The sequence below is a fragment of the Intrasporangium mesophilum genome (assembly GCF_054783095.1).
Genome location: NZ_BAAGRF010000019.1, coordinates 170335 through 184026 on the forward strand (window position 1 = coordinate 170335; position 13692 = coordinate 184026).

The 13692-nt window shown below is 72.5% G+C and carries 14 protein-coding genes; 2 read left to right on the forward strand and 12 right to left on the reverse strand.

What is annotated here, in order from left to right:
• Positions 1–67: 67 nt before the first annotated feature.
• From ACYVLP_RS17095 to ACYVLP_RS17105, 3 genes are all read right to left on the reverse strand, one after another.
• Positions 68–889, reverse strand: a complete 822-nt coding sequence (locus tag ACYVLP_RS17095) for a PfkB family carbohydrate kinase (RefSeq protein ID WP_460628537.1) — start codon at positions 887–889, stop codon at positions 68–70.
• Positions 889–1893, reverse strand: a complete 1005-nt coding sequence (locus ACYVLP_RS17100) for a nucleoside hydrolase (RefSeq protein WP_460628538.1) — start codon at positions 1891–1893, stop codon at positions 889–891. The genes ACYVLP_RS17095 and ACYVLP_RS17100 overlap by 1 nt, the downstream gene beginning before the upstream one ends.
• Before the next feature lie 108 nt (positions 1894–2001).
• Complete coding sequence (locus tag ACYVLP_RS17105; protein ID WP_460628539.1) at positions 2002–2283, reverse strand: hypothetical protein; 282 nt, start codon at positions 2281–2283, stop codon at positions 2002–2004.
• Between ACYVLP_RS17105 and ACYVLP_RS17110 the strand changes: the two genes are divergently transcribed.
• Positions 2282–3304, forward strand: a complete 1023-nt coding sequence (locus ACYVLP_RS17110) for a glycoside hydrolase family 3 N-terminal domain-containing protein (RefSeq protein ID WP_460628540.1) — start codon at positions 2282–2284, stop codon at positions 3302–3304. The two genes, ACYVLP_RS17105 and ACYVLP_RS17110, sit on opposite strands and share 2 nt — an antisense overlap.
• A 184-nt stretch (positions 3305–3488) precedes the next feature.
• Here the strand turns inward: ACYVLP_RS17110 and tsaD are convergent, their stop codons facing one another.
• The 9 genes from tsaD to glmS all read right to left on the reverse strand — a co-directional run bounded on the left by tsaD (position 3489) and on the right by glmS (position 12642).
• A complete protein-coding gene (tsaD, locus tag ACYVLP_RS17115) occupies positions 3489–4535 on the reverse strand; it encodes a tRNA (adenosine(37)-N6)-threonylcarbamoyltransferase complex transferase subunit TsaD (protein WP_460628541.1) in 1047 nt (348 codons plus the stop codon).
• Positions 4528–4989 (reverse strand): ribosomal protein S18-alanine N-acetyltransferase, encoded by a 462-nt coding sequence (gene rimI, locus ACYVLP_RS17120; RefSeq protein WP_460628542.1) that lies wholly within the window; start codon positions 4987–4989, stop codon positions 4528–4530. Before rimI ends, tsaD begins: the two co-directional genes overlap by 8 nt.
• 31 nt (positions 4990–5020) lie before the next feature.
• Positions 5021–5791 carry a tRNA (adenosine(37)-N6)-threonylcarbamoyltransferase complex dimerization subunit type 1 TsaB gene (gene tsaB, locus ACYVLP_RS17125; RefSeq protein ID WP_460628543.1) on the reverse strand — a complete coding sequence of 257 codons (771 nt, stop codon included), beginning with the start codon at positions 5789–5791 and terminating at the stop codon, positions 5021–5023.
• Between the two features lie 36 nt (positions 5792–5827).
• Complete coding sequence (gene tsaE, locus ACYVLP_RS17130; protein WP_460628544.1) at positions 5828–6289, reverse strand: tRNA (adenosine(37)-N6)-threonylcarbamoyltransferase complex ATPase subunit type 1 TsaE; 462 nt, start codon at positions 6287–6289, stop codon at positions 5828–5830.
• 2 nt (positions 6290–6291) lie between these two features.
• Positions 6292–7545: an alpha/beta fold hydrolase gene (locus tag ACYVLP_RS17135; RefSeq protein WP_452271935.1), complete on the reverse strand. Its 1254-nt coding sequence runs from the start codon at positions 7543–7545 to the stop codon at positions 6292–6294.
• A complete protein-coding gene (alr, locus tag ACYVLP_RS17140) occupies positions 7542–8678 on the reverse strand; it encodes an alanine racemase (RefSeq protein ID WP_460628682.1) in 1137 nt (378 codons plus the stop codon). Before alr ends, ACYVLP_RS17135 begins: the two co-directional genes overlap by 4 nt.
• 148 nt (positions 8679–8826) lie before the next feature.
• Positions 8827–10401 (reverse strand): bifunctional ADP-dependent NAD(P)H-hydrate dehydratase/NAD(P)H-hydrate epimerase, encoded by a 1575-nt coding sequence (locus tag ACYVLP_RS17145; RefSeq protein WP_460628545.1) that lies wholly within the window; start codon positions 10399–10401, stop codon positions 8827–8829.
• The gene (locus ACYVLP_RS17150; RefSeq protein WP_460628683.1) at positions 10401–10751 is read right to left on the reverse strand and encodes a holo-ACP synthase; all 351 of its coding nucleotides are present in this window, start codon (positions 10749–10751) and stop codon (positions 10401–10403) included. The genes ACYVLP_RS17145 and ACYVLP_RS17150 overlap by 1 nt, the downstream gene beginning before the upstream one ends.
• A 31-nt stretch (positions 10752–10782) precedes the next feature.
• A complete protein-coding gene (gene glmS, locus ACYVLP_RS17155; RefSeq protein WP_460628546.1) occupies positions 10783–12642 on the reverse strand; it encodes a glutamine--fructose-6-phosphate transaminase (isomerizing) in 1860 nt (619 codons plus the stop codon).
• Between the two features lie 63 nt (positions 12643–12705).
• On the opposite strand from glmS, the gene coaA reads away from it, so the two are divergent.
• Entirely contained in the window at positions 12706–13689 is a 984-nt protein-coding gene (gene coaA, locus ACYVLP_RS17160) for a type I pantothenate kinase (protein ID WP_460628547.1), read from the forward strand.
• The last annotated feature ends 3 nt before the right edge of the window (positions 13690–13692 follow it).

The following is a 13692-nucleotide window of genomic DNA, read 5'->3' on the forward strand; positions in this document are numbered from 1 at the left end:
GCCCCACGCCCACGTTCGGCACCGAACGCGGCGGGCGAACGAACGCCGCGTTCGGGTGAGCGGTCGGTCAGAGCGCGGCGTCGGGCTGGGCTCCGGTCCAGCGGACGGCTGCAGCGCCGGCCGCATTGGCTGCATTGAGCGCCGGGCCGCGGTCCGCGCCCGCGGCGAGAGCGGCCGCGAGCGCGCCGCAGAAGGCGTCACCGGCACCCACGGTGTCGCCGAGCTCGGCGGCCGGCACGGGTATGCCGTAGACCCGCTCCCCGTCCCAGCTGGCCCCCGCGCCCCCGAAGGTCACCAGCAGGGAGGTGGGCACGAGATCCGAGTCGGCGAGCAGCTTCATCTCGGACTCGTTGACGACGACGGGGTCGGCGAGCGCGATCACGTCGTGCGGGAGGGCCGCATACGGCGCCAGGTTGAGCACGACGCGCGCACCGGCCTCGTGAGCCGCCCGCGCCGCCTCGGCGACGGTGGTGAGGGGCACCTCGAGCGAGAAGAGGACCACGTCGCCGGGTCCGGCGCCGAGGTGCCGGGGCACCGGCTCGAGAGCGGCGTTGGCGCCCGCGACGACGATGATGGAGTTCTCCCCCGCCTGGTCGACGGTGATCAGCGCCGTCCCGGTCGGGAGTCCCTCCTGGCGGGCGGCACGCACGTCGACGCCGGCGGCCTCGAGGCGGGCGAGGTAGGCCGCGCCCGGTTCGTCCTGCCCGACACTCGCGACCATCGTCACGTCGGCGCCGTCGCGTCGAGCCGCCATCGCCTGGTTGCCTCCCTTGCCGCCAGCGAACCGACCACCAGGCTGCCCGAGGACGGTCTCACCGGGCAGGGGGTGCCGCTCGACGCGCGTCACGACGTCGACGTTGAGCGACCCGACGACGATGACCCGGCCCATCAGCGGGTCTCGGCCGGCGAGTCGTCCCCGAGTCGGCGAAGGAGCGTGTCCCGCCAGAGCCTCGAGTAGCGCTCGCCGTCGACGTGGAGCGCGACGTCGATCCGGACGGGCGCCTCGCCGTGCGGGTCGTGCCTGATCGCCCCCCGCCAGTCGCGACGGTCCACGATCGTGCGTCCGCGCGACCACGTGCCGGCGAGCTCCACACGGATCGGGAGCGTCTCGCACGTGAGCGCGTCCCGGTCCACGACCGCGCACACGGCACCCGCGTCACCGATCGAGGCGACCTCACCGTCGAGGCGCTTGCGCTGGAAGTCCATGAGGCGCCCACCCAGCTCGGCCGGTCCGCGGCCGCCGACCGCGACGAGCTCGGCGGCCTGCTCGGGGCTGACCTTCGGGCCGTAGAAGACGTCGAGGCCGTACATCGTGACCTTGATGCCGAGATCCGCAGCAGCGTCGAGCGCGATCGCCGCGGACTCCGGGTCGTGGAAGACGTTGAACTCCGCGGAGGCCGTCGCATTCCCGACGTTGGCCGCCCCGCCCATGAAGATGATCTCCGAGATGCCTTGTGCCACATCGGGATACGTGCGGAGCAGGAGTGCGATGTTGGTCAGGGGCGCGAGGGGCACGAGCGTGACCGGGCGGGCGTCGGTAGCGGCCTGACGGCATACGTCGCGGAGCATCTCGACCGCGTGGCGCGGGTCTGGCGCGAGGGACGGCGGCGGCCAGCCGAGGTCGCCCATCCCGTCGTCACCGTGCACGTGACGGGCATGGAAGGGCGGCTCCAGGAGCGGGCGCTCGGCGCCACGGGCCACCGGCACATCGGCACGTCCGGCCACCTCGAGGGTCAGCAGCGTGTTGCGCACCACGTCGTCGACCGGCGCATTGCCGCCGACGCACGACACGGCACGCAGGTCCAGCGCAGGGTGAAGTGCAGCGAACAGGAGGGCACAGGCGTCGTCGACGCCCGTGTCGACGTCGAGGACGATGGGAATCTGAGTGGTCACGTCCGCAACGTATCGCGCCCCCTCTCACGGCGGCCCCTCCCAGCACGCCGTCAGCGACGCGTCAGGTGCTCCCAGCAGATCGGGTTAGGGTCGTAACGTGCCTGTCCATCAACGTCGCCCGCGCCGTCGTCGACCCAGCCGCCTCTGGCCGGCCGTGGTCGTCGTGGGGCTGACGATGCTCGCGACAGCCTGCTCGTCCGGCCCGCCCGAGGCCGGCGCGTCGAGCTCTTCCGCGCCCGGCAGCACGAGCCCCGGCGGGCCGACGTCCTCGACCGTTCCCACCGTCCCGCCCTCGACCACCGCGCCGCACACGTCGACGACGACGGCCCCTCCAGCGACGACGACACCCGCCACGCCGGTCTCGTGCGCGACCCGGATCGTCGACGGCATGAGCGCAGGCGAGCGCGCCGGACAGCTGATCATGGTCGGGCTCGACGCCGGGGCCGCGCGCAGCAGCCTCGACTCCCTCGTGGCGAGCCGGCACCTCGGCGGCGTCATCCTGCTCGGCGGCTGGCACGACGGCGCGGCGTCCGTGCGTGCGACGACCCACCACCTCGCGGGGCTCGCGTCCGACAAGGCGACCGCCGGCCTGGGACTGCTGCTCGCGGCGGACCAGGAGGGCGGCGCGGTGCAGCAGCTCCAAGGGGCCGGCTTCAGCGACATGCCTTCCGCCCGGCGGCAGAACGCCGAGGGTCCGAGCGCACTCACCGCCGACGCCACGATCTGGGCCGGAGAGCTGCGCCGGGCCGGCATCAACGTCAACCTCGCCCCGGTCGCGGACACCGTCCCGGCATCGATCGGCACGGCCAACCAGCCGATCGGCCGCTACTTCCGCAACTTCTCCAGCGATCCGGACCGCAACTCCGCGATGGTGAGCGCCTTCATCGCCGGCATGCGCGCCGGTGGCATCGCCGCCACTGTCAAGCACTTCCCGGGACTCGGCCGGATCACCGGCAACACCGACGTCACCTCGACCGGGATCACCGACCGCATCACGACCATGGACAGCGACTACCTCGAGCCGTTCCGCACCGGCATCCAGGACGGGGTCGAGCTGGTCATGGTCGGCTCGGCGATCTACAGCCGCATCGACCCCGGCACCAACGCCGTCTTCTCCAAGCGGGTCATCACGGACCTGCTGCGTGACCGGCTGTCCTACGACGGCGTCGTCGTCACAGACGATGTCGGGGCAGCCGAGGCCGTCGCCGACGTCCCGGTCGGCCAGCGCGCGACCCGGTTCGTGCGGGCAGGCGGCGACATCATCCTCACCGCGCGGCCCTCGACCGTGCCCGCGATGCACGACGCGCTGACCCAGGCCATGCGGTCCGACCCGGCGTTCGCAGCCAAGGTCCAGGCGGCGGTGACCCGCGTGGTCGGCCTCAAGCTCCAGATGGGCCTCGCCCACTGCTGACCCCGCACTCCCCTCGCTCCCCTCGCTCCCCTCACCCCCCAGCTGCGCCTCCCGGTTCGAGGTAATCCGGTCGAGGTATTGGCTCGCGGTATCCGGCGACCCAACACCTCCATTCGAATACCTCGAACCGCAAGGGGGTCCGGGCGGGGGCGGGCTGGGCGGGGTGCGGGCGTGGCGGCCGGGGTCAGGCCTGGACCAGCGTGACCGGCATGGACGAGTCGGTCGGGAGGCCGAGGTCGCTCGGCTCGCGGCCCTTGGCGACCATCTGGGCCCCGAGGGCGGCGACCATCGCACCGTTGTCCGTGCACAGACCCGGCCGCGGCACCCGAAGCGTGACGCCTGCCTTCTCGCAGCGCTGCTCGGCCAGGGCCCGAAGCCGGGAGTTCGCCGCCACGCCGCCGCCGATGAGCAGGTGGTCGACCTCGTGCTCCTTGCAGGCCATCAGGGCCTTGCGGGTCAGCACGTCGACGACCGCCTCCTGGAAGCTCGCCGCGACATCAGCCACGGGCACCGGCTCTCCCGAACGGTGGCGCAGCTCGACCCACCGGGCGACCGCAGTCTTGAGCCCGGAGAAGGAGAAGTCGAAGCGGTGCCGCTCGAGATCGCGACCGGTAGTCAGCCCCCGCGGGAAGTCGATCGCGACCCGGTTCCCTTCTCGCGCAGCGTGATCGATGTGTGGTCCGCCCGGGAAGGGCAGCCCGAGCACCCGTGCCACCTTGTCGAAGGCCTCCCCCGCTGCGTCGTCCATCGTCGCGCCCAACGACCGGACGTCGTGCGTCACGTCGGGCACGAGCAGCAGGGACGAGTGCCCGCCGGAGACGAGCATCGCCATCGTCGGCTCGGGGAGCGGTCCGTGCTCGACGATGTCGACGGCGACGTGCGAGGCGAGGTGGTTGACCCCGTAGATCGGTTTGCCGAGGGCCAGCGCCAGCGCCTTCGCCGAGGCCACGCCGACGAGCAGCGCCCCGGCGAGGCCCGGGCCCGAAGTGACGGCGATCGCGTCGAGATCGCGCAGGGCGACCCCGGCGTCGCGGCAGGCACGCTCGATCGTCGGCACCATCGCCTCGAGGTGCGCGCGGCTGGCGACCTCGGGCACGACGCCGCCGAACCGGGCATGCTCGTCGACGCTGCTCGCGACGCTGTCGACGAGGAGCGTCTCGCCTCGCACGATGCCGACACCGGTCTCGTCGCACGACGTCTCGATGCCGAGCACGAGCGGCTCGTCAGGCATGGTCCTCCTTCGCGAGCAGGCGACGCATCACGAGAGCGTCGACGTCACCCGGCTGGTAGTAGCGGCGACGCACCGAGATCACGTCGAAGCCGTGGTGGTCGTACAGGGATCGGGCCGCCGTGTTGTCCGAGCGCACCTCGAGCAGGAGCGCCTCGGCGCCGTGCCGCCGGGCCCGCAGCACGAGCTCGCCGAGGAGCAGCCGTCCGATCCCCTTGCCCTGGTGCGCCGGCGCCGTGGCGATGGTCATGATGTCGGCCACGTCGCCGGTGAGGTCGAGACCGGCATACCCGGCGATGGACCCGTCCGGGCCGACGGCCACGACGTAGTCGCGTCGGGGCCGCCCGGCCAGCTCCGCCCACCACGTCTCGACCGACCAGGCGTCGTCGGCGAAGAGGCTGTGCTCCAGCGCGGCCAGGGTCTCGAGGTCGGTCCACTCGAGCTCGCGGAGGCTCACCTCCCCAGCCGTCACCACGGCCGTCGCCCCCTCATCCGAGGGTCGACTTGCGGCTCGGGGCGGCCGGGGCCACATCGGGGCGACGGAGGTAGAGCGGCTCGAGCCCGTCGAACCCGTCCCCCGGGTCGACGCGCTGGAGCCCGCTGTCAGAGGCCACGGCTCCACCTGCCGCCAGCCGTCGCGTAGCCAGATCCGCCAGGGCCCCCGCGCTGACGTCGAGCGGCGTCGGTTTCGGGGCCCACGGCTCCCCCGCGAAGGGGCGGTCGTCACCCCGAGGCGGTATGCCGTCGGCCAGGCTCTCGGGGTAGAGCACCGGCCCGCGCCCCACCGTCGGGAGCGTTCGAAGGCGCTCGGGGAGGTCGGCCGCGCGGGACACGACGGGGTCGGCCACGCGATGGGCACCGGTGTCGTCGAGGACGTACTCGGCGGCATACACCTCCTTGCGGCGGGCGTCCGTCGCGACGATCAGGGCGCCACGCCGGCCGGCGAGGAAGGCCTCGTGGGCGATCGCGTCGAGGCTCGTCAGGCCGCGCACCGGGAGGCCGAGGGCGAAGGCGAAGGTCCGGCCGGTGACGATGCCGACCCGCAGGCCGGTGAACGGACCTGGCCCGATGCCCACGACGACGTCGGTGACCTCGGCCGGGTTGGCCGAGACGGTCTCGAGCGCGGCACGGATGTTCGGCGCGAGGTGCTCGGCGTGCGCGCGGGCGTCGAGCGTCGCGACCTCGGCGACGACCGCGGAGCCGTCGTGCAGCGCCACGCTGATGGCGGTGGTCGAGGTGTCGATGGCGAGCAGCAGCACGTCGGTCAGGCTATCCGAGCGGTCGGGGTCGTCCGTTCAGGCCGCGGCGAGCGCGGTGAGGACGGTGTCCCAGCGGGCGCCGACGCCGACGATGCGGGCTCTGCGCACGTCCTCACCCGTGATCGTCAGCTCCAGCCGCGACTCGCTGAGCTGCTCGGCCAGGCCGGCGCCCCACTCGACGACCGTCACGCTGGCGTCGAGGTCGGCGTCGAGGTCGAGGTCGTCGAGCTCGAGCGAGCTGCCGAGCCGGTACGCATCGACGTGCACGAGCGCCGGACCGCCGACCAGCGACGGGTGCACCCGGCCGATGACGAAGGTCGGCGACGTGATCGGGCCCCGGACCCCGAGACCATCGGCGATGCCCTGCGTCAGCGTCGTCTTCCCGGCCCCGAGGTCGCCGGTCAGCACGAGCACGTCGCCGCCCTCGAGCAGTCCACCGAGGCGCCGGCCGAAGGCTTGCGTGTCCTGCGTGTCGGCCCAGACGAACTCGCGCTCCACCCTCAGGCCCCGCGGGACTCGGCGGACCGCCGACCGGCCCGGACGATCGCGTCGGCCTCTTTCTCGAGGCGACGCTGGCGACGCCCCTTGGCGACGTCTGTCACGATGCGGCGCACCCGCGGCTGGCGCGAGACGTCGATGCGCTGGGCACGCGCCCGGGCCGACTGGTCGACGAGCTGGACGAGGTGCTGGTTGAGCAGGTCGGGGTGCTCGAGCATGATCACGTGCCCCGCGTCGTTGACGAGGATGTGGTCGGCACCGGGGATGCCCTCGACGATGAGCTCGCTGTGCGAGGGCGGGGTGACCACGTCGTCCCGCCCGTTGAAGACGAGCACGACGGCGTCGCGGAACTCGGACAAGGCCGGTCGCTTGTCGAACCCGTCGAACGTTCGGATGTAGTCGTTGATGACGTCGAGGGGCGTGCTCAGCAGGATGTCGGCCGTGTAGCGCACGACCGAGCGGGGCACCGGCGACGCGAAGGAGTTCTGCTCGACGAGGAAGTGCTCGAGGTCCCTGCCCACCCGGCGCAGCCGCAGGACGAGCTCGGGGCGCGCGCTGAGTGGGTTGAGCAGGCCGGGACCGAACCGCTCGAGGACGATCCGCCCGAGCGTCGCGGCGCGCCCGCCGTTGGCGAGGGTGAGCCCGCCCGGGCTGGTCGACACGAAAGCCGCGCCCACGACGCGGTCGGCGACCAGCTTAGGGTCGTGCTCGCCGAGCGCCATGACCGTCATCCCACCCATCGAGTGGCCGACGAGGACGAGGTCACCCGTGGGGGCGAGCTCGTCGATGACGGTGTGCAGGTCGAGCCCGAGGCGGTCGATGTGGTAGCTGTCGCGCTCGCCGCGGGCCGATCGGCCGTGACCGCGCTGGTCCCAGCTGATGACGCGGTATCCGGCCTCCTTGAGGGCCCGCCGCTGGTAGACCCAGCACCTGAGGCTGAGGCAGTACCCGTGGGTCAGCACGACGGTGGGCAGCTCCTGCGGCTTTCCGCGGCGGGTCGTCCCCTTGGCCGCAGCGGCTGCGGCCTCAGGCGTGGGCACGTCGATCTCGGCGTGCAGCGCGACCCCGTCGTCGGTGAGCACGACATGCTCCTCGTCGGGCGTGATGTCGAGCAGCTCAGGCGTCTCGAGGGCCGCCATGGCGGCACGATGCCGGCCCGCACGATCGGCGGCGATGCCCGCAGCGACACCGGCCGCGACACCGATGGTCGCGGCCGCGATGCCGATGACTGGGTTGCGCCGGGAGGACGGGCTCACGCCGAGACCACCCCCGAGGCCCCCGGGCCGCCGAGGTGGATGCGAGGCACACGCGGTCCGACCCGCGTGACGATCTCGTAGCTGATGGTGTCGGTCGCGTCCGCCCAGTCCTGCGCCGTCGGCTCGCCCGGGGCGCCACCGAAGAGGGTCACGACGTCGCCGGCCTGCGCGCTCGAGCCGGCGCCGAGGTCGACCACGAGCTGGTCCATGCAGACGCGTCCTGCGATCGTGGTCCGCAGGTCGCCCACGCGCAACGGGCCGACGTTGGTGGCGTTGCGGGGTATGCCGTCTGCGTACCCCAAGGGCACGAGCCCGACGACGGTGTCGTGCTCCGGCGTGTAGACGTGGCCATAGCTGATGCCCTGGCCGGCGGGCAGACTCTTGACCAGGGCGAGCCGAGCTCGTAGGGACATGACCGGCCGGAGGCCGAAGTCGTCGTCCAGCTGGGGCACCGGCGTGAGGCCGTACATCGCGATGCCGGGGCGGACCAGGTCGGCGTGCGCACTCGGGTGGACGAGCGTCGCGGCGGAGTTCGCGAGGTGCCGCACCTCGATGCGACAGCCGGCACGTTCCGCCTCGGCGACCGCGTCGAAGAACCGCTCCTGCTGGGCGAGGACCGTCGGGTGCTCGGGAGAGTCGGCGTGGGCGAAGTGCGTCCAGACACCGACGACCTGGATCGCGCCCTCGGCCTCGAGCGGCCGGGCGTGGCGCACGAGAGTGCCCCAGTCCGGGCCGAACGCGCCCCCGCGGCCCAGCCCGGTGTCGACCTTGAGGTGCACGCGCGCTGTCCGCCCCAGGCTGCGGGCAGCGGCGGCGATCTCGTCGAGCACCCACGGGGCGGAGGCGGACAGGTCGATGTCGCGGGCGACCGCCCCGGCGAAGTCGGAGCCGGGCACGCTGAGCCAGGTCAGCAGCCGGGTGGTCAGGCCCGCATCACGCAGGGCGAACGCCTCGTCGAACTGCGCCACCCCGAGCCAGGTCGCCCCGGCGCCGATGGCGGTCCGCGCGACGGGCAACAGCCCGTGGCCATACGCATCCGCCTTGACGACGGCCATGAACTCGGACGACGGCGCCAGGCCGCGGAGGGTGCGCACGTTGGCCGCGAGGGCGTCGAGGTCGACCTCCGCCCACATGGTGGTGCCCACCGTCTGCGCCGGCACGTCGGGCACGGCGCTCGCGGCCACGGCTGACCTCGCCGTGGCGGCGATCGGGTGGGGAACGTCGGTAGTCATCGGGTGCAGTCTCGCAGTTCGTCGGCTCGGTCGCGCGCAGGGGCCACGCTCAGTCGGCCGAGCGCCCGCGAGCGAGCAGGTCGCGGACCGCCGATCGTATGCCGTGTGCGACCGCGAGTGCCCGCAGCGGACCCCCGCCTGATACCCGATCGGCAGTGACGCCATGCACGAGCGCACCGAGCGAGGCGGCGTCGTGCGGTGTCAGTCCGGCAGCGAGCAGCGTCCCGATCACGCCCGAGAGGACGTCGCCCGCCCCCGCCGTCGCGAGCCAGGCGGGGGCGTCCGCCTGCGTGCGGACCGGCATACCCGGGGTGACCACGAGCGTGGTCGCGCCCTTGAGCAGGACGGTGGCGCCGGACAGGGTGGCGAGGTGCCGCGCATGACGCAGCGGCGCCGCCTTGACGTCGTCGGCCGTCACCTCACGTGCTGCGGGTCGGTCGACAGGCGCCTCGGCGACGTGGGCGGGGTCTGCAGCGGAGGTCTGGCCGTCCTGCCTGTCACCTGACCCGTCGGGGCGGGCCTCGAGGCGCGTGAGGAGGCGCGCGAGCTCACCGGCGTGCGGCGTCAGCACGGTCGGGGCGCCACGCGGTCCGTCGACGAGGTCGAGCCCGCCGGCGTCGACGATGACCGGCAGGTCGCTCGCCAGGGCTTCCCGTGCGACCGCGAGCTGGCTCGGGGCGGTCTCGTCGGTGGCAGTGATGTCGAGCCCGGGCCCGACGACCCATGCCTGCACCCGGCCGGCGCCGATGACCGCCTCCGGGACGGCCTGGCGGACCAGCGACACGGGGGTCGGTGTGCCGACATAGCGCACCATGCCCACACCGGCCTCCGCCGCAGCGGTCGTGGACAGCACCGCAGCACCGGCGTAGGACTCACCACCCGCGACGACTCCGAGCACGCCGCGGGAGTACTTGTCGTCGCCCTGGTCGGGGACGGGCCACAGCGCGGCCACGTCGTCCCAGGTCAGGCGCTCCACCGCGGGCGTCAGCGCCGACACGTCGAGACCGATGTCGACGATGGTGAGCCGGCCGGTCGCGGCCTCCCCCGGCGGGAGCAGGTGCGCCGGCTTGGGGGTGCCGAAGGTCACCGTCTCGTCGGCCCAGACCGCGTCGTCGTCGCCTGCCTCGCCAGACGGGTCGAGCCCGCTGGCGACATCGACCGCGATGACCCACGCGTCGTCGTCGATGGCGTCGACGAGCGCAGCGGCCTCGGGCCGCAGGCCCGGCCGGCCCCCGATCCCGACGATGCCGTCGAGCACGAGGTCGGCCTCGGCCACGACGTCCGCCGCGTCGGCGTCAGAGGCGAGGTGGACCATCACGCCGGCGGCTTCCGCGGCCTCGAGCCCACGAGCGTGCACCGCGTCGCGGCCGCCGGCAGGCAAAAGCACCACCGCACAAGGGAACCCGGCGTCGCTGAGCAGCGCGACGGCATACAGCGTGTCACCGCCGTTGTCTCCGGCGCCGACCAGGCCGACGGCCGTGGCCTCCTCGCTGTCGGCGAGCCGGGCGGCTGCCACCTCGGCCAGCCCCTGGGCAGCACGCGCCATGAGCTCGCCCTCCGGAAGCGCGGTCATGGCGGCCGCCTCAGCGGCGCGAACGTCCTCGATGGCGTGGGCGCGGATCATCAGCCCTCCGCGACGACGACGGCCGAGGCGATCCCGGCATCGTGGGACAGCGACACGTGGAGCGAGTCGACTCCGAGGTCTCGCGCCCGGGCGAGGACGGTGCCCCCGATCTCGATGCTCGGCTTGCCGTCAGGGTTGGTGACGACGCGCGCGTCGTGCCACTCCATCCCGCCCGGGGCGCCGAGGGCCTTCGCCAGGGCCTCCTTGGCGGCGAACCGCGCCGCGAGCGAGGCGATGCCGAGACCGCGCTCCTCGGGAGTGAAGATGCGCTCGCGCAACGCCGGCGTGCGCTCGAGGGTCTCCTCGAAGCGTGCGATGTCGACGACGTCGATGCCCACCCCGACGATCACGGCAGCCACCCGGTCTCGCTCGCGGGCGTGGTCACTCGACCGTGACCGACTTGGCCAGGTTGCGCGGCTGGTCGACGTCGAGGCCCTTGGCTGTGGAGAGCCACAGCGCGAACACCTGGAGCGGCACCACGGTCAGCAGCGGCGCGAGCAGCGGCGACGTCGCGGGCACCTGGATCACCTCGTCGGCGAACGGCAGGACCGCCTCGTCACCCTCCTCGGCGATGACCAGGGTGCGGGCGCCCCGGGCCCGGATCTCCTGGATGTTGGACACGACCTTGCCGTGCAGCCCGTGCTCGCTCGTCGGCGACGGCACGATGACGAAGACCGGCTGCCCGGGCTCGATCAGGGCGATCGGACCGTGCTTGAGCTCGCCCGCGGCGAAGCCCTCGGCGTGGATGTAGGCCAGCTCCTTGAGCTTGAGCGCGCCCTCCATCGCGATCGGGTAGCCGACGTGGCGGCCGAGGAACAGGACCGAGCGCGTGTCGGCCATGAAGCGCGCGATCTCCTTGACCCGCCCCATCTGGGCGAGCAGCGAGTCGATCTTGGCCGGCACGTCGGCCAGCTCCTTCATCACGGCCGCGGCGTCGTCGGCGAACGCCCCACCACGAAGCTGGGCGAGGTAGAGGCCAAGGACATAGCTCGCGGTGATCTGCGCCAGGAACGCCTTGGTCGACGCGACCGCGATCTCGGGACCGGCGTGCGTGTAGAGCACCGCGTCGGACTCGCGCGGGATCGTCGAGCCGTGGGTGTTGCAGATCGAGATCGTCAGGGCTCCGAGGTCGCGCGCGTGCTTGACCGCCATGAGGGTGTCCATCGTCTCGCCCGACTGGCTGATCGACACGACGAGCGTGCGCTCGTTGACGATCGGGTCGCAGTAGCGGAACTCGTGGGCCAGGGACACCTCGACGGGGATGCGCGTCCAGTGCTCGATGGCGTACTTCGCGGTCATCCCGGCGTATGCCGCTGTGCCGCACGCGACGATCGTGATCCGCTCGACGTTGCGCAGCTGCTCCTCGGAGATGCGCAGCTCGTCGAGCACGAGCCGGCCGTCCGCGTCGGTCCGGCCGAGCAGCGTGTCGGCGACCGCGTGCGGCTGGTCGTTGATCTCCTTCTCCATGAAGGTGGCGTAGCCGCCCTTCTCGGCGGCTGCTGCGTCCCAGGTCACCTCGTAGGCCTTGCCCTCTGCCGGTGACCCGTCGAAGTTGATGACGGTCGCGCCGTCGGGGGTGATCGTGACGATCTGGTCCTGCGCGAGCTCGAGCGCATGGCGGGTGTGGCCGATGAAGGCGGCGACGTCCGACCCGAGGTAGCTGGCACCGTCGCCCAGGCCGACGACGAGCGGGCTGTTGCGCCGGGCGCCGACGACGACATCGGGCTGGTCTGCGTGGATCGCCAGCAACGTGAAGGCCCCTTCGAGCCGGGCCACGACCCCGCGCATCGCGGCCGTGAGGTCGCCCTGGTCGTCGTATGCCGCTGCCAGCAGGTGCGCGACGACCTCCGTGTCCGTCTCGCTCGCGAACTCGGTGCCGGAGGCGGCCAGGCCGTTCTTGAGCGAGTGGAAGTTCTCGATGATGCCGTTGTGGATGAGGGCGAGCTTGCCGTCGCTGCCGCCCCGGTGCGGGTGGGCGTTCTCGTCGGTCGGGCCGCCGTGCGTGGCCCAGCGCGTGTGGCCGATGCCCGTCGTCGTGGCCGGCAGCGGGTGCTGCTCGATCTCGGCCTGCAGGTTGGCGAGCTTGCCGGACTTCTTGCGGGTCTCCACGTGGTCGCCGTCGACGACAGCCACTCCGGCCGAGTCGTAACCGCGGTACTCCAGGCGGGCCAGGCCCTCCATGACGACGTCGAGAGCCGTGCCGTCGCTGGACCGGCCGACGTATCCCACGATTCCACACATGGGGACCAGCCTAGGGGACCACACGCGGCCCCAAGACCACGCCGAGGGCCGGGGTCGGCAAGAATGACGGTCGTGTCGCAGGCATCCAGCGGACCCGGTGGGCCCGGCTCACCGATCCCCTCGCTCTATGTCGAGTTCGACCGCGCAGCATGGTCCCGGCTGCGCGAGAACCATCCCCTCAACCTCGACGACGCCGACCTCGCCCGGCTGCGTGGCCTCGGTGACCGGATCGACCTGCGCGAGGTCGAGGAGGTCTACCTGCCGCTCTCTCGTCTGCTCAACTTCTACGTCGGCGCGACCCGCCAGCTCCACCAGGTGACGAGCGAGTTCCTCGGTGAGCGTCCGGCGAAGACCCCCTTCGTCATCGGCGTCGCCGGTTCGGTGGCGGTCGGCAAGTCGACGACGGCCCGAATCCTGCGCGAGATGCTGGCCCGCTGGCCCGACACACCGGAGGTCGCCCTCGTCACGACAGACGGCTTCCTCTACCCGAACGCCGAGCTCGAGAGCCGGGGCCTGTTGCAGCGCAAGGGTTTTCCCGAGTCCTACGACCGGCGCGCGCTGTTGCGGTTCGTGGCCGAGATCAAGTCGGGCCGCGACGAGGTCAGCGCCCCCGTCTACTCGCACCTCACCTACGACATCGTCCCCGGCGAGCGGATCGTCGTGCGCCAGCCCGACGTGCTCATCGTCGAGGGGCTCAACGTCCTGCAGGCTCCGGAGGTGCACCCGGTCCGCGGCACCGGCATGGCGGTGAGCGACTTCTTCGACTTCTCCGTCTACGTCGACGCCTGGGTCGACGACGTGCGCAAGTGGTACGTCGACCGGTTCCTGCGACTGCGCGAGACCGCGTTCTCCGACCCACACTCGTACTTCCACCGGTACGCCGTGCTCAGCGACGAGCAGGCCGTGGCCACCGCCAACCGGATCTGGCGAGAGATCAACGGCCCGAACCTCGTGGAGAACATCCTGCCCACCCGCTCCCGCGCCACCCTCGTGCTCTCCAAGGGCGACAACCATGAGGTGCGGCGGGTGCGGCTCCGCAAGATCTGACGT